We start from the raw sequence: 21153 nt of genomic DNA on the forward strand, positions 1-21153 counted from the left end.
ATGAACCGGATGGCCGACAGCGTTCATTTCAGCAGCCGAAGCGCTTCTTTGCGGGCGAAGGGTTTAATCTGTGCGGCGTGTTGGTCCACGAAAGCACGCGTGCGCTCGGGATCATGTTTGCTCAGGTCGCGCAGCCACCATGCAATGGCCTTTTGGACAAACCACTGGTGATCCGTCACATAGCGCGCCGCCCAGCCAAGGATGCGGTCGCGTGCCTCAAGTTCAGCGGGTTTTGGCGTGTTCTGTTTGGTCCACGGCAGAGTGATTACCAGTGCCGCCCGACGCGTCCACATGTGATCAGAGCGGGTCCAACTCTCAACCTCGTCGAGGCGTGACGGATCTGCCAGCAGACGCTTTTGCCCTGCCATGCAGGCATGATCTGCAATGGCCCAGCTGTCAAAATCGGGACACCATGACACGATGAGTTGCCAAGCGGCCTCGTCGTCGGGCCGCAGGCGGGCCTGTGTCAGCAGCTTCGCCGCAGCTAGACGGGCTTCAAAGATATCGGTACGCCACAGCGCATCAGCCAGCGCCACGCGGGTTGGCACGTCCAGTGCGCCGCGCCATTCTTTGGTCAAATCATTCAGCTGCGGGTTGGTCAGGCCCAGATAGACACGGTCGGTTTTGTGATAGGCATGCATGCCAATTGCGCGCTCCGGATCGGTCAGCGCGCGCAACTCGGCCAGATAGGGTTCATGCATTGTCAGCCTCGGAAATTATGTGGGTGGGTAGTCCGTCGATTGTCGTGCGATTTCGTGTGTCCCAGTAGGTCGCGATCTCATCCACGCTCTTGTCCTCTGTCCATTTCGCCAGCACGTCGCGCTCTCCTGCATAGTCAAAGAAGGGGACCGCATAGCCGCAGCTGGTTTGGAGTATTTCGACGGTCATGTCATAGATTTGCCGCGCGCCGTGGGAGGCTTCAAAATGCGCGTCTAGCGTTGCAAAATCCGCATCGCGCGGGTGCAGAGTGCGCGCAGAGCCATAGACGCGCATGATCATGGGCCGTTTTTCAAACCCGCACCACATGAGTGTCATGCGGTTGACCTGTGCCAGATGCCCCGCCGTCTCATTGCCGGAGCCGGTTAAGTTACGCCAGATGATCCTGTTCGGTTCCAGCACCCGTAGGCTGTCCATCCCCTTGGGCGAGATATTTACACGGCCTTCAGCGGCGGCAGTGCCGCAAAAGAACATGCGCTGTGCTTCGATGAATTGAAGATGATCACCCTCTATCCGCTCGAATTGTTTGGCCATTACTCGACCGTGACCGACTTAGCCAAGTTGCGGGGCTGATCGACATCCGTGCCCTTGGCAACAGCCGTATGATAGGCAAGCAACTGGGCGGGGATGGCATAAAGGATCGGAGCGACCGCATCAGAGACATCAGGCATCTCGATTGTATCCCAGACCCCTGCACTGGCCTCGTTCAACCCTTCGCGGTCAGAGATCAGGATCACCTTACCTTTGCGCGCCATAACTTCCTGCATGTTGCTGACCGTCTTGTCGAAGAGCGTGTCACGCGGGGCAAGAACCACTACTGGGACATGTTCATCAATCAAAGCGATGGGCCCATGTTTCAGCTCACCTGAAGCATAAGCTTCGGCATGTATATAGCTGATTTCTTTCAGTTTCAGGGCACCCTCATGGGCGAGCGGGTAGAGCGGTCCACGGCCAAGGAACAGCACGTCACGGGCGTTTGCCAGCTTGCGCGCTGTTTCGCGGATGGCATCGCTTTGGTCCAGTGCTTCGGCCATCAGGGCAGGCAGACGGCGAAGCTGTGCCAGATGATCCTGACGCTCTTCCTCGGTGATCACGCCGCGGTCTTTGGCGGCTTTGATCGCGAGCAGGAACAGAACGAGAAGCTGGCACGTGAACGCTTTGGTCGAAGCAACCCCGATTTCGACACCTGCGTGGATTGGCAGCGCCAGATCGCTTTCGCGTGCGATCGAGCTTTCCGATACGTTGACCACCGACATGATTTTGTCGGCCTTGCCTTCGCAATAGCGCAGGGCGGCCAGCGTGTCCGCGGTCTCGCCTGACTGGCTGACAAACAACGCAACAGAGCGGGCAGGGATCGGCGGCTCGCGGTAGCGGAATTCAGAGGCCACATCGACCTCGACCGGCAGGCGGGCAATCTGTTCGAACCAGTATTTGGCAGTCAGACAGGCCAGAAAGGCCGTGCCGCAGGCAACCATTGTAATGCGGTCAACGTTTGCAAAATCAATCTGCGGGTCGGGCATGCGGATCTCGCCTGACTTGCTCAGGTAGTGGGTAAGGGCCCCGGCAATAACGGTGGGCTGTTCTGCAATTTCTTTGGCCATAAAATGTTTGTGGCCGGCTTTGTCGATCCGGGTGGCGTTGATCTGGATCGTGCGTACTTCGCGGTTTACTGGCGCGCCCGCGGCGGTGAAGACTTGCGAGCCCGCACGGGTGATAAACGCGTAATCGCCTTCATCAAGGTAGCTGATGCGGTCGGTCATTGGTGACAAGGCAATCGCGTCCGAGCCGACAAACATCTCACCGTCGCCATAGCCAATCGCCAGCGGTGAGCCTTTGCGCGCGGCAACGATCAGATCATCCTCACCATCAAAAAGGAACGCCAGTGCAAAAGCGCCATTCAATTTGCCCAGTGTCTTGACTGCAGCTTCGCGCGCGCTGAGCCCTTCGGACATGAAATGCTGTGCCAGCATGGCCACGGTTTCGGTATCGGTATCGGTGACAGGGGTGCAGCCGTAGGCTGCAAGCTCTACGCGCAGTTCGCGGAAGTTCTCAATGATGCCGTTATGAACGACAGCGACAGGGCCTACACGGTGGGGGTGAGCGTTGCCGACATTAGGCTCCCCATGCGTGGCCCAGCGGGTGTGGCCGATCCCTGATTTGCCTGCCAGCGGCTCATGCACCAGCAGATCGCCCAGATTAACCAGCTTGCCCACAGCGCGGCGGCGGTCGAGAATACCATTATTTACGGTGGCAATACCCGCGCTATCATAGCCGCGGTATTCAAGACGCTTGAGCGCTTCGACCAGAATTGGGGCTGCTTCATGCTTGCCCAATACCCCTACAATTCCACACATATCAGCTGCTCCGCTGCTGTCTGGCCTTTTTGGCCTTCAAGATGTCCATGAGTTTGCGCGCCATGCCCGGTTTCTCTACCTGCGGTGCGCGCGACAACGCGAGCGCGTCCGCTTCCACATCTGAGGTGATGACAGAGCCAGAGCCCGTCATTGCGCCATTGCCGATGTGCACAGGGGCCACCAGCATGGTGTTGGATCCGATAAAGGCGTTTGCGCCAATATGGGTGTGATGCTTCATCACGCCGTCATAGTTGCAGGTGATGGTGCCTGCACCTATGTTGGCGCGCGCACCAACATAGGCATCGCCGATATAGCTGAGGTGGTTGATCTTGGCGCCTTCGGCGACGACGGTGTTTTTGATCTCGACGAAGTTGCCGACGCGGGTGTTCTCTTCCAGCTCTGCACCGGGGCGTAGGCGCGCATAGGGGCCGACCACTGCGCCTTGTGAGACATGGCAGCCTTCCAGATGGCTGAATGCGCGAATGACCACACCGCTTTCAATTGTAACGCCGGGACCAAAGACAACATTCGGCTCAACCAGTGTGTCGCGGCCAATGACGGTGTCACGGGCAAGGTACACAGTCTCGGGCGCTTGCAGGGTGACGCCATCCTCCAACAGTGTTGCGCGGGCGCGGGCCTGAAACGCGGCTTCGGCCTCGGCCAGTTGCGCGCGGGAGTTGACGCCAAGTGTTTCAGCTTCATCGCAGGTGACGGCGGTGGCGCGCAGCCCTCGTGCGCGGGCCAGACCGACGATGTCGGTGAGGTAGTATTCACCCGAGGCATTGTTGTTATCGACCGCAGCGATCAAATCAAACAAAAGCGCGCTGTTGCAGGCGATGACACCACTGTTGCACAGCGTGATGGCGCGCTCGGCCTCATTGGCGTCTTTGTATTCGATGATACGCTCCAGGGAATTACCCTCAAGGATCAGGCGGCCATAACGGCCCGGATCAGCGGCCTCAAAGCCCAGAACAACTACGTCAACATTTTGCGCCGCCTCAACCATCCGTTCCAGCGTTTCGGGGGAGACAAAAGGCGTATCGCCATAAAGCACAATCGCAATACCTTCGAAGCCTGTCAGAGCATTCTTTGCCTGATCAACCGCATGCGCCGTGCCAAGCTGTTCTGACTGGACGACCACGATCGCTGTCTCGTCATAGGCGTGTGCCGCTGCCGTGACGGCTTCGGCACCGTGACCTGCAACCACAACTGTGTGCTGGGGTTCTAAAGTGGCACCGGCAGCCATTGCATGCACCAGCATCGGATCGCCGGCGACAGGATGTAGCACTTTGGGCAATTCCGAATTCATCCGCGTGCCCTTACCGGCAGCAAGTATGATCAGGCTGGTATTCATCTGGTTTCCGTTCTGCTCTTTAGTTTTTTCCTGTTTACCCTACGTGGTGCTCCGCGCAAGGTCGGTCTGGATCACTTCGCGTTGCGGCTTGCAACAAGATCGGGTGCGAAGTAGGCGGATTATTGCAGGGTTCAGGGGGTAGCAATGAAGACAGTGGTATTTGATCTGGATGGAACGCTGGCTGATACCAGCGGTGATCTTATCGCGGCGGCCAACGCGTGTTTTCGGGATATGGGCGCAGGGGACCTTCTGGATCCCTCAAAGGATGCAGGCACTGCGCTGCGCGGCGGGCGCGCGATGCTCAAGCTGGGCATGGACCGCATGGGGCGTCCGAAAGATGACCCGCTGATTGATCAATACTACGGTGAGCTATTGACGCATTACGCACGCGACATCGACACGCATACACGTCTTTACGATGGAGCGATGGACGCGGTGGAAGAACTTAAGTCCCGCGGCTATATCGTGGCGATCTGCACCAACAAGCCAGAAGGCCTTGCACGTGAACTGCTGACGCGGCTGGGTGTGCTGAACAGTTTTGCCGCGCTGCTGGGTGCAGATAGCCTTCCTGTGCGCAAGCCAGACCCAGAGCATCTGTTCGAGACCGCGCGCCGTGCAGGCGGTGATCCCGCGCGCTGCGTTCTGGTGGGCGATAGTGACACTGACCGCAACACATCCCGAAACGCAGGCGTGCCATCAATCCTTGTGACCTTTGGGCCTTCAGGGGATGATATGGAGGCCCTGTTGCCAGAGGCTCTTTTGCACAGCTATAGCGATCTGCCATACATTGTGGAGCAGATGTTGGGAAAGGTCTGAGCGATGGACGAGGTTTTCAAAGGCAGCTTTACCCAGCAAGAGCCAATTCCCGAAGCGGGCATTGAAGCAGCTGTCACCGTGATGCGGCACGGACGTTTGCATCGCTATAATACTGCCGGTGAAGAGATTGCCGAAACCGTGCTGTTGGAGCAGGAGTTCGCCGTCTATGTGGGCGCGAAATATTGCCTTGCGGTGGCGTCGGGTGGGTATGCCATGGCCACAGCTTTGCGTGCGGTTGGTGTCAAACCCACGGACCGTGTGCTGACGAATGCGTTCACTCTTGCGCCCGTGCCGGGGGCTATTGCTGCCGTGGGGGCAGTACCGGTTTTTGTCGGCGTGACCCGCTCACTGGTGCTGGACCTTGAGGATTTAGGGGCCAAAGCCGATCAGAGCAGCGTGCTGCTGCTGAGCCATATGCGCGGCCATCTGTGCGAAATGGAGCGCCTGATGGAAATCTGCGATAGCGCAGGCATTACGGTGATCGAAGACTGCGCGCATACTATGGGCGCGGCATGGAACGGGAAGCCTTCGGGCACATGGGGCAAGGTCGGATGCTATTCCTGCCAGACCTATAAGCATATGAATGCGGGTGAGGGCGGATTGTTCGTTACGGACGATCCAGAAGTGGCTGCCCGCGCGATTATGTATTCTGGCAGCTATATGCTGTATGAACGCCATCTGGCGGGGCCGCCGAAAGAGACGTTCGAAACGATCCGCTATGAAACGCCCAATATCTCTGGCAGAATGGACAACTTACGCGCAGCTATTTTGCGTCCGCAGTTGGCCGATCTGGCCACTCAATGTGCGCGTTGGAACAAACGATACCGGGCGCTCGAAACAGGTTTGACTGGTACCGCTGGCCTGACGACAATTGACCGCCCCGAGGAAGAGACGTTTGTTGGCTCGTCGATCCAGTTTTTGTTGGAGGGCTGGGACGCTGCCGACGTTCAGGACCTTTTAGCGCGCTCTGCGGCACGGGGTGTGGAGTTGAAGTGGTTCGGAAATGCGGAGCCGGTGGGCTTTACCAGTCGGTATGATAGCTGGCGCTATGTAGAGGCCCCGGAAATGCCGGAAAGTGATGAAGTGCTGGCGGGCATTATCGACATGCGCGTGCCGCTGACCTTTAGCCTTGAGGATTGCGCACTGATTGCTCGCATAATTCGCGAAGAAGTCGGGCGGATCTATCAATCCGCAGCTTGACCTGCCGGAGCGCTTGCGCGCACAATCTTGTTTTGTCGCGCGCGCAGGGCTGTAGCGGTCAGCAATCATACTGAGCGATCTTAGAACCGCAGGGTGCCATGTTCGCCCACGTCCGGTTTGCTTCCGCCGAGGTTTGCCTTTGCAATCTCGTGGAAAAACGACAATTTACCTCCTGTGCTCCATACTTCGGCTTCGGTCAGGTCCAAGCGGATAAGCTCGACATCGTAGTCTTGCTTGCCATCCTCGAACCATGCTGCGGCAAAGACTGACCAAAGGTCGTCAAGTTTTGCTCGATCGATAACACTGCGCAGAGTTCCGTCGATGCGGGTATAGAGTTGGGCGTCATAGTCGCAGACGATGTACTGCGCTGATGCGCCACCTGCAGCGGCTATGCCCAGATTGGTGCCTTTGGCGGTGATGAACCACAGCGCGCGGTGTTCTGCGTCAACATAGTGGGTCATGGGTGCGGCGGGCGCGGTGTCAGTGCCCAGCATGCCGGTGCGGGAATCGCTGAGGCGATTCCAGAAGGTTTCGTTTAGGTCTGCCATGGGAGGCTCCTTTTCATAACTACTTGATCGTATTGATGCCTCAACCCGCCTGAAGGCAGGCAAGTTCCAAAGCTTGACGCATGGTTTGTGTTCTGTCAGTAATGAACAAGCGTTCAATAAATCCGGATCGAGGGAGAAGTTCCATGTTCAACGCCACCATGCAGTTTGATTTAGGCGAAGACGTCAACGCCTTGCGCGAGACGGTGCACCGTTGGGCGCAGGAGCGGGTACGGCCGATGGCGAAAAGCATCGACGCCGACAATATGTTCCCTGCCGACCTGTGGCAGGAGATGGGTAGTCTTGGCCTTTTGGGCATGACTGTAGACGAGAAGTGGGGCGGCACCGGTATGGGCTACCTTGCGCATACTGTCGCGGTAGAGGAAGTAGCGCGCGCGAGTGCCTCTGTCTCTTTGTCATACGGCGCGCACTCAAACCTTTGTGTGAACCAGATCAGCCTCAACGGCACGGACGAACAACGGGCAAAATATCTGCCCAAGTTGTGCTCGGGCGAGCATGTCGGTGCGCTGGCGATGTCAGAGACAGGCGCTGGGTCGGATGTAGTTTCGATGAAGCTGAGCGCGGAAAAGCGCAACGATCACTACCGCCTGAGTGGCAGCAAATACTGGATCACCAACGGCTGTGACGCCGAAACGCTGGTGGTCTATGCCAAAACAGACAAGGACGCAGGCTCCAAAGGGATCACGGCATTCTTGATTGAGAAGAGCATGAAAGGTTTCACCACCAGCCAGCATTTCGACAAGCTGGGCATGCGCGGCTCAAACACTGCCGAGTTGATCTTTGACGATTGCGAAGTCCCGTTCGAGAATGTTCTAGGCGAGGAAGGCAGAGGCGTCCGCGTCCTGATGTCCGGCCTTGATTACGAACGTGTGGTTCTTGCGGGTATTGGTTTGGGCCTGATGGCCGCCTGTTTGGATGAAATCATGCCCTACATGGCCGAGCGTAAGCAATTCGGCCAGCCGGTCGGTAGCTTCCAGCTGATGCAGGGCAAGATGGCGGATATGTATACTGCCATGAACTCGGCCCGCGCTTATGTCTATGAGGTTGCCAAGTCTTGCGATCGTGGCGAAGTGACACGCGCAGATGCCGCGGCTTGCTGTCTCTATGCGTCCGAGCAGGCGATGGTGCAGGCGCATCAGGCGGTTCAAGCGATGGGCGGGGCGGGCTATCTTTCCGACAATCCAGTGGCGCGCATCTTCCGCGATGCCAAGCTGATGGAGATTGGCGCTGGCACGTCGGAAATCCGGCGCATGCTGGTGGGTCGCGAGATGATGGCAGCAATGTCATGATGCAGGCGCTGCCGGGTCTGGATGGAGAGGGGCGCTGGGACATTCCGGCGCGCCTCAACATGGCGCGGCAATGTCTGACTGGCGATCCTGATGCGCTGGCGGTGATTGATCTGACGGGACCCATGCGCCGCGATGTAAGCGTCGCAGCGTTGAGCAAAATGGTTGACGGCATTGCCCGTGCGCTTTTGGCGCGCGTGCAGCCCGGCGACAGCGTTGGCGTTTTGCTCAGCCAAAGCCCGTGGTGCGTGGCGGCTCACCTTGCGATCTGGAAAATAGGTGCGATTTCAGTGCCTTTGTTCAAGCTCTTCAAGCATGATGCTCTGGCCTCACGGGTGGGTGACAGCGGCGCTGAGATTGTGCTGACGGATGCTGAAGGGGCCGATTTGTTGGGGCAATTGGCAGAGCCTTGGCTAGCCGAAGAGATCGGCGTGGCAGGCGCTCCAATGCCTTTCGCAAATACGGGTCCAGAAGATCCGGCAGTGCTGATCTATACATCGGGCACTACAGGGACACCCAAGGGTGCATTGCATGCTCACCGCGTGTTGACCGGCCATCTGCCCGGTGTGGCGATGAGCCATGATTTTCTGGGCCAAGAGGGGGACTGCCTTTGGACGCCAGCAGATTGGGCGTGGATTGGCGGATTGTTCGATGTGGCAATGCCTGCGCTGGCGCTGGGCGTTCCTGTGGTCGCCGCGCGGATGGCAAAGTTCGATGTGGAAGAATGCCAGCGCATCATTGCCAAAGGGGCTGTGCGCAACGTATTCTTCCCGCCCACCGCGTTGCGGATGCTCAAGGCGCAAGGCGCAACGATTGACGGATTACGCTCGGTGGCAAGCGGGGGAGAGCCGCTGGGCGCGCAGATGCTAGCGTGGGGTCGCGAAGCGCTGGGCGTGCAGATCAACGAGTTTTACGGCCAGACCGAATGCAACATGGTCGCCAGCAGCTGTGGCGCGGCGTTTGCTGCGCGGGGCGGCTGCATTGGCCAGCCGGTGACAGGATTTGAAATCGTTGTGCTTGACGGTGATGCGCCGACGGACGGCGAGGGCGACATCGCGGTGCGCAAGGGTGCTGCGTCTATGATGCTTGGCTATTGGCAAAGACCGGAAGAGACGGCTGCGAAGTTTCGCGGTGATTGGATGCTCACAGGGGATCGTGGCATCTGGGAAATCGGTTTTCTGCGGTTTGTCGGACGGGAGGATGATGTGATCACCTCCAGCGGTTACCGCATTGGTCCCTCAGAGATCGAGGATTGTCTGCTGACCCACCCTGCGGTCGCAACTGTCGGTGTGGTCGGCAAGCCGGATGCGCTGCGCACCGAAGTGGTGAAAGCTTACGTGGTCGTGAAGCAAGGCGCTGAAACAAGCGCCGCTGAGCTTCAGTCATGGGTTAAGGAGCGGCTGGCAAGCTATTCTTATCCCAGAGAAATCGAATTTCTAGACGCTCTGCCAATGACGGTGACTGGCAAGGTTATCCGTCGCGAGCTCAAGCATCGTGCAATGATGGAGGGCGCACCGTGATGCGACCTCCTGCAGCGTTAAAACACTCCTCAGAACTTGATGACGTAGGCCAGGTTCAGAGTGTAGGGATCAATCTCGGCGGTGCCGATGTCAGCGCCATCAAGGGTGGCTTTGGCGTCGATATCCATCCAGCGCAGGTTGGCACGCAGGGCCGAACCATTCGCCAGCTGGTAGTCCATGCCCACTTGAACAGCCAGACCGAAGCCGTCCTCCAGTTCAAGCGTGCCAAGCGGAGATGCCTCTTGGAAGAACGCGGTGTATTGGAAACCGGCACCGACGTAGGGCTTGAACGCACTGTTGGTCGGGAAGTGATAGTTGAGCGAGACAGTGGGCGGCAGGTGCTTGGTCGTTCCGGCGAACCCGATGCCCTTGATGTGGATGTCATGCTCGAACGGGGTGGCAGCAAGCAGCTCAAGACCCAAATTGTCGCGCAGGAAATATTCCGCTGTGATGGTCGGACGAATGTCGTTGCCGATGTTGGCTTCACCGCCAGCCAGCATGCCGTTGCCGGACTTTGGCATGACAGAGGCAATACCCAGACCAAGGTTGAAATCCCCTCGCGATTGTGCGGAGGCGGAGGTCGCGGCGGCAGCGGCGATCACGAGTGCGATGAGTGTGTTTTTCATGATTCTATTCCCAATCTTATTAATACGCCTGTTTTGCGCCGCGTTGCAGAACTCCACTATGATTCAGATCAAAGTTTCATGCGCTTTTGCGTGAAAATACAGACACTTACTTACTATTCTGCAATTGCAGCATGAAAGGACGGCCATGAAACTGATATCCCAGGCATTGCCCTCATCGGACGCATTCAAATCCAACACTTCCGCCCATCTTGAGGCGCTGGCACAGGTGCGCGAAGCAGCGCAGGCGGCTGCCCTTGGTGGCGGAGAGAAATCGCGTGATCGGCACCTGAGCCGTGGCAAGATGCTGCCGCGCGAACGTGTGGCGAACCTGCTTGATCCCGGCAGCCCGTTTCTGGAAGTGGGAGCGGTTGCGGCCCATGGTCTGTATGGTGGCGCGGCGCCTTGCGCGGGCGTGATCGCGGGGATTGGCACGGTGAATGGCCATGAGGTGATGGTGATTTGCAATGATGCCACCGTGAAGGGCGGCACCTACTACCCGATGACGGTAAAGAAACACCTGCGTGCACAGGAAATTGCCGAAGAGAACAACCTGCCCTGTGTCTATCTAGTGGACAGCGGTGGCGCGAACCTGCCCAATCAGGATGAGGTTTTCCCCGACCGCGACCACTTTGGCCGGATTTTCTATAACCAAGCGCGGATGAGCGCGAAGGGCATCCCGCAGATCGCTGTGGTCATGGGATCGTGCACGGCGGGCGGAGCCTACGTGCCCGCGATGTCGGATGTGACGATCATCGTGAAAGAGCAGGGCACGATCTTCCTTGCCGGTCCGCCCTTGGTAAAGGCCGCAACGGGGGAGGTTGTTAGTTCTGAGGATCTGGGCGGCGGCGATGTTCATACGCGCCTGTCCGGTGTGGCTGATTATCTGGCTGAGGATGACGCCCATGCGCTGAGCCTTGCGCGGCGTGCAGTTGGCTATCTGAACCGCGCCAAACCAAGCACTGTACAGTGGGAAAGCGTAGAAGAGCCGGCCTATGACCCGGCCGAAATCCTTGGCGTGGTACCCGGCGATCTGCGTACGCCCTACGACATCCGCGAGGTGATTGCCCGCACGGTAGACGGCAGCCGCTTTGACGAATTCAAGTCGCGCTTTGGCGAAACACTGGTGACAGGATTTGCCCATCTGAAAGGCTGTCCCATCGGGATCGTTGCCAACAATGGCGTCCTGTTTTCCGAGGCCGCACAAAAGGGTGCGCATTTCGTCGAGCTGTGCTCGCAGCGCGGTATCCCGCTGGTCTTCTTGCAAAACATCACCGGTTTCATGGTCGGCCGCAAATATGAAAACGAGGGCATCGCGCGTCATGGCGCCAAGATGGTGACAGCCGTGGCCTGTACCAATGTGCCAAAGATCACTATGCTGGTGGGCGGCTCTTTCGGGGCTGGCAATTATGGTATGGCGGGCCGTGCCTATAGCCCGCGTTTCCTGTGGACTTGGCCGAATTCACGCATCTCTGTCATGGGCGGCGCACAGGCGGCAGGCGTTTTGGCCACGGTCAAGCGCGACGCCATCGAGCGGCAGGGCGGAAGCTGGTCCGCCGAGGAAGAAGCGGCCTTCAAACAACCCACCGTGGACATGTTTGAAGAACAGTCTCACCCGCTCTATGCCTCTGCACGGCTTTGGGATGACGGGATTATTGACCCACGTAAAACCCGCGACACGTTATTTTTGAGCCTGTCCGCCAGCCTAAATGCACCCATCGAGCAGACGAAGTTCGGCGTGTTCCGGATGTGAGGAGGATAAAATGACCAAGACCTTACAAGAGATTATCGATGCCAACCCCGAAGCCGAAACCTTTCGCTTCGGTGACACGCCCGAGCTGTGCGCAGAGATTATCGCGCTGGTGCGTAGTGGCACCAAAACCGCAACATGCGAAGCGGCATCTGCCTACGGGGCGGGTGGCGACGCATGGCCCGAAGTCGGCCGCCGCGATATCGCGCTCAACTGGGACGGAACTCCTGCCGTAATGATTGAGACGGTCGAGGTTACAACCCGGCGGTTTGAAGACATGGATGATGAATTTGTCGCCGCACAGGGCGAGTTTCGTGATCTGGACCACTGGCGCGCTGCCTACGAGGCCTATTTTCGGCGCAACGGTGGGTTTGCTCCGGATATGGAGCTGATGTGTGAACGGTTCACCCTGATAGAGGATTACGCGTAATGTTCGATACGATCCTGATTGCGAACCGTGGTGAGATTGCTTGCCGCGTGATGGAAACGGCGCAAGCCATAGGCGTGCGCTGCGTGGCCGTCTATTCCGATGCTGATGCGGCGGCCAAACATGTGGCGATGGCGGATATGGCTGTTCACATTGGCGGCTCTGCTCCGGCAGACAGCTATTTGCGCGGCGATGTGATCATTCAGGCGGCCCTTTATACCGGTGCGCAGGCGATCCATCCGGGCTATGGATTTCTCAGCGAGAACCCCACGTTTGTGGATGCGGTTGAAGCCGCAGGTCTGGTGTTTATCGGTCCCTCCGCTGATGCGATCCGCGCCATGGGCCTCAAGGATGCAGCAAAAGCGCTGATGGTAGAGGCCGGCGTGCCTGTCGTGCCGGGGTATCACGGCAAAGATCAATCCGATGATCTGCTAGCACGCGAGGCCGACAAGATCGGCTATCCGGTGCTGATCAAGGCGGTCGCTGGGGGCGGGGGCAAGGGTATGCGTTTGGTTGAGCAAGCCTCCGGCTTTGCCGAGGCGCTGGCCAGTGCGCGTTCGGAGGCCAAGACAGCCTTTGGCAACGCGGACGTGTTGGTCGAAAAATTTGTCAGCCAGCCGCGTCATATCGAGGTGCAGGTTTTTGGCGACGGTAATCAAGCAGTGCACCTGTTCGAGCGGGATTGCTCGCTCCAGCGCCGACACCAGAAGGTGATCGAAGAAGCGCCAGCGCCCGGCATGACGGCGCAGATGCGCGAAGCAATGGGGCAGGCAGCAGTGCGCGCGGCCGAAGCGATCGGCTATAAGGGTGCGGGCACGGTTGAATTCATCGTGGATGGCTCTGACGGGCTGAAGGCGGATGGCTTTTTCTTTATGGAGATGAACACGCGCTTGCAGGTGGAGCATCCTGTGACCGAGGCGATCACCGGCGTCGATCTGGTCGAATGGCAGCTGCGGGTCGCCGCGGGCGAAGATCTGCCAAAGTTTCAGGAAGAGCTTGAGATCATCGGTCACGCCTTCGAGGCGCGCCTATATGCCGAAGACGTGCCAAAGGGCTTCCTGCCTGCAACGGGTACGCTGACACATCTGGCGTTTGATCCTGCCTGCCGCGCCGATAGCGGCGTGCGCGCGGGCGACACCATCAGCCCGTTCTACGATCCGATGATCGCCAAGGTGATCGTTCACGGTCCGACCCGTGATGTGGCTCTGGCACGGTTGCGGCAGGCGCTGGCGCAGTGCGAGGTTGCAGGCACCGTCACAAACCTTGCGTTCCTGGGTGCTCTGGCGGGCCATCAAGGCTTCCGACAGGGTGAGGTCGATACCGGCCTGATTGCGCGCGACATTGATGCGCTCACCACACCACCGGAAATCGCGCCGCGTCATGTGGCATTGGCCGGCATGGCGGCGATGGGCGTTATCGAAGCCACGCCACAGCAGGGCTTTAGCCTGTGGGAACCCTTAATGCAGCAGATTGTTCTGGAATGGTCCGATACGTTGCACACGATCAAGGCCGAAATATTGTGCGCCGATAGCCAGCGCTGGCACATCGGCGACGATATAGTCGAGGCGCGGCGGATTGGCGGGCGTTGGCAGATCGCAGGACTGCCTGCCGCGCGGGTCGCCGTTTCGGGTGATACCATCACCGTTTTTGACGGCTATGGTCTGGTGTTTAAGCGGATCGATCCGCTGCTGCAGGCTGCAGGCGCGCAAGGGGACGGCAACCTGATCGAAGCGCCGATGCCCGGTCTGGTGCGCGATGTCTTTGCCAAGGTAGGGCAGCGGGTCAACCAAGGCGACCGCCTGGCCATTCTTGAGGCGATGAAGATGGAGCACAGCCTGCTAGCCGCACGCGACGGTGTGGTGGCAGAGGTGCTAGCACAAGCAGGCGATCAGGTTGAGGCTGGGGCGGCACTGGTCCGGCTTGAGCCAGAAAAAGACGCCGCATGATCACGCTGCACCATGTTCCGCAAAGCCGCTCCATGCGCAGCCTGTGGCTGCTGCATGAGCTGGGCGTGGATTTCGAGGTGAAAACCTATCCTTTCGACAAAAGCCTGCGTGCACCTTCCTACCTTGCCAAAAGTCCGGCTGGGCGTGTGCCCGCGCTTGAGATCGACGGGGACGCGATATTCGAGACGGGAGCGATCACCGAGGTGCTCTGCGAGCGGTTCTCGCCAGAGGTGCTTGGTCGCCCTGCGGGTCACCCCGAGCGCGCGCAATGGCTGATCTGGGTGCATTTTGCCGAAACCATCAGCCAGCATGCTGCAGCCCTTACACAGCAGCACGTGGCGCTACGCGAAGACCACATGCGCAGCCCCATCGTGATGAAGCTGGAAGCGGCGCGTCTGGCCAAATGCTATGCCGCACTTGAGACGCGTTTGGCGGGGCGGGAGTATTTGCTGGACGGTGGCTTTTCCGCCGCCGATGTCTCGGTCGGGCAGGCGGTCTATCTGGCGCGCTTCTTTGCGCATCTCGAAGGGTTTGACGCTGTTGCGAAGTGGTACGCGCGGATCACTGAACGCGCAGGCTTCAAGGCCGCTTTGCCTGCGGAGAACGAGAAGCTCTTTTCAGAGACATTTTTTCCGCCCTGGGAGCTATCTGCGTGCTAGGCTGGAAAAAATAGGGAGGATGCGATGACTTTAGGACGGTGTGAGATATTCGAAGTCGGCCCGCGTGACGGGCTGCAAAACGAGGCCCGCGAGATACCCGTGGCCGAGAAGATCGCGCTGGTGAACAAGCTGAGCGATGCCGGATTTGCGCGTATTGAATGCGCTAGTTTTGTGTCTCCCAAATGGGTTCCACAGATGGCTGGCTCGGGTGAAGTTCTCGCGGGGATCACGCGCAAGGACGGTGTGCGCTACGCCGCGCTGACCCCTAACATGCATGGCTATAACGATGCGATTGCGGCAGGCGCGGATGAGATCGCCATTTTCGCCAGTGCTTCTGAAGGGTTTTCGCAGAAAAACATTAACGCTTCGATTGCGGAAAGCATCGAACGCTTTGCCCCGATTTTGGAAGAGGCGCGGCATATTGATCTGCCGGTGCGCGGGTATGTCTCTTGCGTTGTGGCCTGTCCCTATGACGGGCCGGTGGCACCGTCTGCAGTGGCCGATATCGCGGACAAACTGTTTGCGATGGGCTGTTATGAGATTTCACTGGGTGACACGATTGGCGCAGGGACCCCTGACAGCATCGCGCGGATGCTGCTGGCTGTCCGCGATGTGGTGCCGGCAGGGCGGCTTGCGGGGCACTACCATGACACAGGTGGTCGGGCGATGGACAACATCGACGCGAGCCTGTCTCTTGGCCTGCGGGTGTTTGATGCGGCTGTGGGCGGCTTGGGCGGTTGTCCTTATGCACCGGGTGCCTCTGGCAATGTCGCGACCGAGGCGGTGGCCGCTCATCTGGCGGCACTCGGCTATGAAACAGGACTTGATCTGGACGTGATCAATCAAGCCGCTGACATGGCCCGTGCAATGCGCGGCTAAGCAGCATCCAAGAAAACTTCGAGAAGAGACGCTGATGTTTGAGACGATAACGATTGAAACTGATGACCGCGGGGTCGCTACCCTGACACTTGCTCGTGCGGACAAGCATAACGCGCTGAGCGCGCTGATGCTGGCGGAGTTGACCCAGGCAGCAGCAGATCTGGCGGCGGACAAGGCGGTGCGAGTCGTCGTCCTTGCCGCCGCTGGCAAGACGTTTTGCGCGGGCGGTGATCTTGCATGGATGCAAGATCAGATAGGGATGGACGCGGCCACGCGTGCAGCCGAGGCGGGCAAGCTGGCGACTATGCTAGGTGCGCTCAACCGTTTGCCCAAACCGCTGATCGGGCGGTTGCACGGTAACGCTTTTGGCGGTGGCGTCGGTATGGCTGCAGTCTGTGATGTGGCTGTGGGTGTTGATACGCTCAAAATGGCGCTGACAGAGACCAAGCTGGGCATCATTCCAGCGACCATCGGGCCGTATGTGATTGCGCGCATGGGCGAGGGGCGCGCGCGACGCGTGTTCATGTCAGGCCGTGTATTTGGCGCGCCAGAGGCGGTTGAGTTGGGTCTGCTTGCGCGCGCGGTGCCAGAGGCAGAGCTGGACGCAGCCGTGGACCGCGAAGTGGTGCCCTATCTCGCCTGTGCACCCGGTGCCGTTGCTGCGGCCAAGAAGCTGGCGCAGGATTTGGGCGGCGCCGCCACCGAGGAAGCCGTGGCCATGTCGATTGCTGCGCTGGCTGCACGCTGGGAAACCGAAGAAGCCGCCGAAGGCATCGGCGCGTTTTTCGAAAAGCGCAAAGCGGCTTGGGTCGTTTGACAACGCATTGACAGGCAATGCTTCGCTAAACGCGCGGGTGACAGGTAGTCTGTATATTCCTAAATGGGTCACTGTGCCTTAGAGTGGTGAAGACAGTGCCTTGCTGTCAAAAGTACCAATGCGCGCGGCACGATGTCTGCAGGATCAAGGAATTAAAGTCGTATGGCCGACCAAACCCTATTTTCGCGGCTTACCAAAAAGGTCGAAAAGCTGGTCAAATCTGTACGGCTGAAGGCATCGATCAAGCAGATACATGGCCCGCAGCAATTTGATCTGGCACCGGACGATGTGGTCGTGGTTGTCATGGTCAAAAACGGCGCGTTCTACCTTGATGCGTTTTTTGAGAATTACAGAACCTTGGGCGCCAAGCACTTTGTTTTCATTGATAACGGGTCAAGTGACGGCACCGATGCGCAGATCAAAGCGCAGGACGGTACAGTCATTTTGCGCTCGACGCTGCCGATGAAAACCTATGAGAACGAATTTCGCCGCCACGGCGCGCAGAGTTTTGCGCATAATCACTGGGTTCTCTATGCGGACGTTGACGAGCTGTTTGATTTTGAAGGCAGCGAAGCCTTGGGTCTGCGCGGTTTGGTGCGTTATCTGACGGGGCAGGGGTACACGGCGCTGATGGCTCAGATGCTGGATGTGTTTCCGGTCGCCAGTATCCAGTCTTACGCGCAGGCAACGTTCGAGCAGGCGATTGCGGATTACCAGTATTATGATCTGAGTCAGATCGTGCGCTATGATTACACGGATGACGCCATCGAATTCTCGTACTTCATGGGCACTAATACCACCTCAAATAACGACCTGAAGTTCATGTTCGGCGGGGTGCGCAAAAAGATATTTGATGAGATGTGTTGCCTGACCAAGCATCCGCTTGTCTTTGTTGATGACATGACATGGCCCAATCCGCATCCGCATGTGGCAGCACATGTTCGGGTGGCGGACTTTAGTGCGGTGATCAAGCACTACAAATTCACGGATGATCCATTTGCCCGTGACCTCCAAACGCTGCGCGATGGCACCCTTACTCATGGGGAAAACAAGCTGCGTCTGGATGTGATCGCCAATACGCCTGATATCTCGTTTTATTCGGAAGACGCCTTGCAATGGGGCGGGGTAGAGGCACTTTATCCACAGAAGTTTCTGGTCCAGTCGCCGGTGTTTACCGAATTTGTGAGGCAGGAGCGGGCGCGATTGGTTGCGACAATGGGTGGCACAGGGGGGTGATCTTGCAAGCAGTTGGTTTATTCCCCTCCATTTTGCCTTCCAAGGACAGCACCTTTCCCCGTCGCATGCCGTTGACCCCATGAGCATGCAGGGCTAAACCCCCTGTAAAGCGTTGCGCGGTAGGTTTGCCGCTGCCATCCGAGAAAGGAGCCACCCTTGGACGATATGCTTAAGGAATACCTGCCGATCCTGATTTTTCTTTTTGTCGCCATTGGCTTGGGACTTGCACTTATACTTGCTGCGGCAGTGATTGCTGTGCGCAACCCGGACCCTGAAAAGGTGTCGGCCTATGAGTGCGGGTTCAACGCCTTCGACGATGCGCGCATGAAGTTTGATGTGCGATTCTACCTCGTGTCGATCCTGTTCATCATTTTTGACCTCGAGATTGCCTTCCTCTTCCCTTGGGCTGTGGCGTTTGGCGACATTTCGATGGCGGCTTTCTGGTCTATGATGGTCTTCCTTGCGGTTCTGACCGCAGGCTTTGCTTATGAATGGAAGAAAGGGGCGCTCGAATGGCAGTAATCCAGACAAACATGACCGCGACTGCAGGCATTGACCGCGATGTTGCGACGCAGCAGTTGAACGCGTCGCTGCAGGACAAAGGCTTCTTGCTGACCTCGACAGAGGATCTGATCAACTGGGCGCGCACCGGCTCCCTGCACTGGATGACCTTTGGTCTGGCATGCTGTGCGGTTGAGATGATGCACACCTCCATGCCGCGCTATGATCTTGAGCGTTTCGGCACAGCGCCGCGCGCTAGCCCGCGCCAGTCCGACCTGATGATCGTGGCTGGGACGCTGACCAACAAGATGGCTCCCGCTCTGCGCAAGGTTTATGACCAGATGCCAGAGCCACGCTATGTGATCTCCATGGGGTCCTGTGCGAACGGCGGCGGCTATTACCACTATAGCTATAGCGTTGTGCGCGGCTGTGACCGGATCGTTCCGGTCGACATCTACGTGCCTGGCTGCCCTCCCACGGCGGAGGCGCTGTTGTATGGTATCATGCAGCTGCAACGCAAAATGCGCCGGACGGGGACAATTGTACGATGAGCGATGCACTGAACGAACTTGGCGGCTATATCGAAGCCAAACGCCCTGATTGCGTGCTTGGTTGGGATGTATCCCAAGGTGAGTTGAACCTTGACGTGACGCTGGCCAACATCACCGGTCTGGTAGAGTTCCTGAAAAGCGACGCAACCTGCCGCTTCACCTCGTTGGTGGACATAACGGCCGTTGACTACACTGGCCGCGCCAAGCGGTTTGATGTCGTCTACCACTTCCTGTCGATGTACCAGAACCACCGCATCCGTCTGCGCGTGGCGACACGCGAAGAAGACATGGTTGCCTCGATTGTTGATATTCACCCCTCCGCCAACTGGTTCGAGCGTGAAGTGTTCGACATGTTTGGCATCCTGTTCTCGGGTCACCCTGATTTGCGCCGTTTGCTGACAGACTACGGTTTCCGTGGTCACCCGCTGCGCAAGGATTTCCCGACCACGGGCTATACCGAAGTACGCTATGATGAGGCCGAAAAGCGGGTTGTGTATGAACCTGTTTCGTTGGTTCAGGAATACCGCCAGTTTGATTTTATGTCCCCATGGGAGGGTGCCGAATACATCCTGCCCGGTGATGAGAAGGAGGCCTCCAAATGATGGACGGCACCAAAGGTTTCGACGACGCCCTGACAGGCGAACAGAAAATCCGCAATTTCAACATCAACTTTGGCCCGCAGCACCCTGCGGCCCACGGTGTTTTGCGTCTGGTGCTTGAACTCGACGGTGAGATTGTTGAGCGTTGCGATCCGCACATCGGCCTGCTGCACCGTGGCACCGAAAAGCTGATGGAAAGCCGCACGTATCTGCAAAACCTGCCGTATTTCGACCGGTTGGATTATGTGGCGCCGATGAATCAGGAACACGCATGGTGTCTGGCCATCGAGCGTCTGACGGGCGTCGAGGTGCCGCGCCGTGCGAGCCTGATCCGTGTGCTCTACTCAGAAATCGGCCGCATCCTGTCCCACCTGTTGAACGTCACGACACAGGCGATGGACGTTGGCGCGCTCACCCCACCACTGTGGGGCTTTGAAGAGCGCGAAGATCTGATGATCTTTTATGAACGTGCCAGCGGCGCGCGTCTGCACGCGGCGTACTTTCGCCCCGGTGGTGTACACCAAGACCTGCCAGAGGCGCTGCTCGATGATATCGAGACATGGACGCATAAGTTCCTGAGCGGCTTCATGGTCGACATCGACACGCTGCTGACCGAAAACCGCATCTTCAAACAGCGTAACGTCGATATCGGTGTTGTCACAGAGCAGGACATCTCGGACTGGGGTTTCTCCGGTGTGATGGTGCGCGGTTCTGGCCTTGCGTGGGATTTGCGCCGTGCGCAGCCCTATGAATGCTACGATGAGTTTGATTTCCAGATCCCTGTCGGCGTGAATGGCGATTGCTATGACCGCTATCTGGTGCGGATGGAAGAAATGCGTCAATCTGCCAGCATCATGTTGCAGGCGATTGAAAAGCTGCGGGGACCCGAAGGGAAGGGCGATATCCTTGCCCGTGGTAAGATCACACCGCCCAAGCGTACGGATATGAAAACCTCGATGGAGAGCCTGATCCACCACTTCAAGCTCTACACTGAAGGCTTTCACGTACCTGCTGGTGAAGTCTATGCGGCCGTTGAGGCGCCCAAGGGTGAATTCGGCGTGTATCTGGTCGCCGATGGCTCCAACAAACCATACCGCGCCAAGCTGCGCGCGCCCGGCTATCTGCACCTGCAAGCGATGGACTACATCGCCAAGGGGCACCAGTTGGCTGACGTGGCAGCGATCATCGGGACGATGGATATCGTATTTGGTGAGGTGGACCGTTGAAGGCAACTCTGGCACCTGTTGTTCTGGTTCTCGGTGTGTCGGCGGCATATGTCGACGACACAAGCAGACGTACAGATACCTGAATTGGGAATTGACTGACTGACAGCGATAAAGTTGTCGCGCGAA

21 protein-coding genes are annotated in these 21153 nt (G+C 58.2%); 15 read left to right on the plus strand and 6 right to left on the minus strand.

Features of this window, described 5'->3' with window-relative positions:
• Positions 1-23 precede the first annotated feature (23 nt).
• Genes V7730_RS00570 through glmU form a run of 4 tightly spaced genes read right to left on the minus strand, consistent with a single transcriptional unit; the run spans position 24 to position 4425 of the window.
• Positions 24-701 (minus strand): DNA alkylation repair protein, encoded by a 678-nt coding sequence (locus tag V7730_RS00570; protein WP_335745623.1) that lies wholly within the window; start codon positions 699-701, stop codon positions 24-26.
• Positions 694-1251, minus strand: a complete 558-nt coding sequence (locus tag V7730_RS00575) for a pyridoxamine 5'-phosphate oxidase family protein (protein ID WP_335745624.1) — start codon at positions 1249-1251, stop codon at positions 694-696. The genes V7730_RS00570 and V7730_RS00575 overlap by 8 nt, the downstream gene beginning before the upstream one ends.
• Entirely contained in the window at positions 1251-3071 is a 1821-nt protein-coding gene (glmS, locus tag V7730_RS00580; protein ID WP_335745625.1) for a glutamine--fructose-6-phosphate transaminase (isomerizing), read from the minus strand. The genes V7730_RS00575 and glmS overlap by 1 nt, the downstream gene beginning before the upstream one ends.
• Before the next feature lies 1 nt (position 3072).
• A complete protein-coding gene (glmU, locus tag V7730_RS00585; protein WP_335745626.1) occupies positions 3073-4425 on the minus strand; it encodes a bifunctional UDP-N-acetylglucosamine diphosphorylase/glucosamine-1-phosphate N-acetyltransferase GlmU in 1353 nt (450 codons plus the stop codon).
• A gap of 144 nt (positions 4426-4569) precedes the next feature.
• Here glmU and V7730_RS00590 point away from each other — a divergent pair, with 144 nt between their 5' ends.
• Together V7730_RS00590 and V7730_RS00595 are read left to right on the plus strand one after the other, a co-directional pair.
• Positions 4570-5241, plus strand: a complete 672-nt coding sequence (locus V7730_RS00590) for an HAD-IA family hydrolase (protein WP_335745627.1) — start codon at positions 4570-4572, stop codon at positions 5239-5241.
• 3 nt (positions 5242-5244) lie between these two features.
• The gene (locus V7730_RS00595) at positions 5245-6441 is read left to right on the plus strand and encodes a DegT/DnrJ/EryC1/StrS family aminotransferase (protein ID WP_335745628.1); all 1197 of its coding nucleotides are present in this window, start codon (positions 5245-5247) and stop codon (positions 6439-6441) included.
• Positions 6442-6521: 80 nt separating this feature from the next.
• On the opposite strand, the gene V7730_RS00600 is transcribed toward V7730_RS00595, so the two are convergent.
• Positions 6522-6989: a pyridoxamine 5'-phosphate oxidase family protein gene (locus V7730_RS00600; RefSeq protein WP_335745629.1), complete on the minus strand. Its 468-nt coding sequence runs from the start codon at positions 6987-6989 to the stop codon at positions 6522-6524.
• Positions 6990-7132: 143 nt separating this feature from the next.
• Between V7730_RS00600 and V7730_RS00605 the strand changes: the two genes are divergently transcribed.
• Positions 7133-8296: an acyl-CoA dehydrogenase family protein gene (locus tag V7730_RS00605; protein WP_335745630.1), complete on the plus strand. Its 1164-nt coding sequence runs from the start codon at positions 7133-7135 to the stop codon at positions 8294-8296.
• Complete coding sequence (locus V7730_RS00610) at positions 8293-9813, plus strand: AMP-binding protein (RefSeq protein WP_335745631.1); 1521 nt, start codon at positions 8293-8295, stop codon at positions 9811-9813. Before V7730_RS00605 ends, V7730_RS00610 begins: the two co-directional genes overlap by 4 nt.
• Positions 9814-9842: 29 nt before the next feature.
• On the opposite strand, the gene V7730_RS00615 is transcribed toward V7730_RS00610, so the two are convergent.
• Complete coding sequence (locus V7730_RS00615) at positions 9843-10439, minus strand: OmpW/AlkL family protein (RefSeq protein WP_335745632.1); 597 nt, start codon at positions 10437-10439, stop codon at positions 9843-9845.
• A 145-nt stretch (positions 10440-10584) separates the two neighbouring features.
• Between V7730_RS00615 and V7730_RS00620 the strand changes: the two genes are divergently transcribed.
• The 11 genes from V7730_RS00620 to V7730_RS00670 all read left to right on the plus strand — a co-directional run bounded on the left by V7730_RS00620 (position 10585) and on the right by V7730_RS00670 (position 21027).
• A complete protein-coding gene (locus V7730_RS00620; RefSeq protein WP_335745633.1) occupies positions 10585-12189 on the plus strand; it encodes a carboxyl transferase domain-containing protein in 1605 nt (534 codons plus the stop codon).
• Positions 12190-12199: 10 nt separating this feature from the next.
• On the plus strand, positions 12200-12616 hold the full coding sequence (locus tag V7730_RS00625; RefSeq protein ID WP_335745634.1) for an ASCH domain-containing protein: 417 nt from the start codon (positions 12200-12202) through the stop codon (positions 12614-12616).
• A complete protein-coding gene (locus V7730_RS00630; RefSeq protein WP_335745635.1) occupies positions 12616-14559 on the plus strand; it encodes an acetyl/propionyl/methylcrotonyl-CoA carboxylase subunit alpha in 1944 nt (647 codons plus the stop codon). The genes V7730_RS00625 and V7730_RS00630 overlap by 1 nt, the downstream gene beginning before the upstream one ends.
• Positions 14556-15218, plus strand: a complete 663-nt coding sequence (locus tag V7730_RS00635) for a glutathione S-transferase family protein (protein WP_335745636.1) — start codon at positions 14556-14558, stop codon at positions 15216-15218. Before V7730_RS00630 ends, V7730_RS00635 begins: the two co-directional genes overlap by 4 nt.
• A gap of 24 nt (positions 15219-15242) precedes the next feature.
• On the plus strand, positions 15243-16097 hold the full coding sequence (locus V7730_RS00640) for a hydroxymethylglutaryl-CoA lyase (protein ID WP_335745637.1): 855 nt from the start codon (positions 15243-15245) through the stop codon (positions 16095-16097).
• 34 nt (positions 16098-16131) lie between these two features.
• Positions 16132-16914 carry a crotonase/enoyl-CoA hydratase family protein gene (locus V7730_RS00645; RefSeq protein ID WP_335745638.1) on the plus strand — a complete coding sequence of 261 codons (783 nt, stop codon included), beginning with the start codon at positions 16132-16134 and terminating at the stop codon, positions 16912-16914.
• A gap of 162 nt (positions 16915-17076) precedes the next feature.
• Positions 17077-18150 carry a glycosyltransferase family 2 protein gene (locus tag V7730_RS00650; protein ID WP_335745639.1) on the plus strand — a complete coding sequence of 358 codons (1074 nt, stop codon included), beginning with the start codon at positions 17077-17079 and terminating at the stop codon, positions 18148-18150.
• 156 nt (positions 18151-18306) lie between these two features.
• Positions 18307-18672 (plus strand): NADH-quinone oxidoreductase subunit A, encoded by a 366-nt coding sequence (locus V7730_RS00655; RefSeq protein WP_335745640.1) that lies wholly within the window; start codon positions 18307-18309, stop codon positions 18670-18672.
• Complete coding sequence (locus V7730_RS00660; RefSeq protein WP_443070165.1) at positions 18663-19202, plus strand: NuoB/complex I 20 kDa subunit family protein; 540 nt, start codon at positions 18663-18665, stop codon at positions 19200-19202. Before V7730_RS00655 ends, V7730_RS00660 begins: the two co-directional genes overlap by 10 nt.
• Positions 19199-19804, plus strand: a complete 606-nt coding sequence (locus V7730_RS00665) for an NADH-quinone oxidoreductase subunit C (protein ID WP_335745641.1) — start codon at positions 19199-19201, stop codon at positions 19802-19804. Before V7730_RS00660 ends, V7730_RS00665 begins: the two co-directional genes overlap by 4 nt.
• A complete protein-coding gene (locus tag V7730_RS00670; protein WP_335745642.1) occupies positions 19801-21027 on the plus strand; it encodes an NADH-quinone oxidoreductase subunit D in 1227 nt (408 codons plus the stop codon). Before V7730_RS00665 ends, V7730_RS00670 begins: the two co-directional genes overlap by 4 nt.
• The last annotated feature ends 126 nt before the right edge of the window (positions 21028-21153 follow it).

The organism is Sulfitobacter sp. (genome assembly GCF_036961165.1).
GTDB lineage: Bacteria > Pseudomonadota > Alphaproteobacteria > Rhodobacterales > Rhodobacteraceae > Sulfitobacter.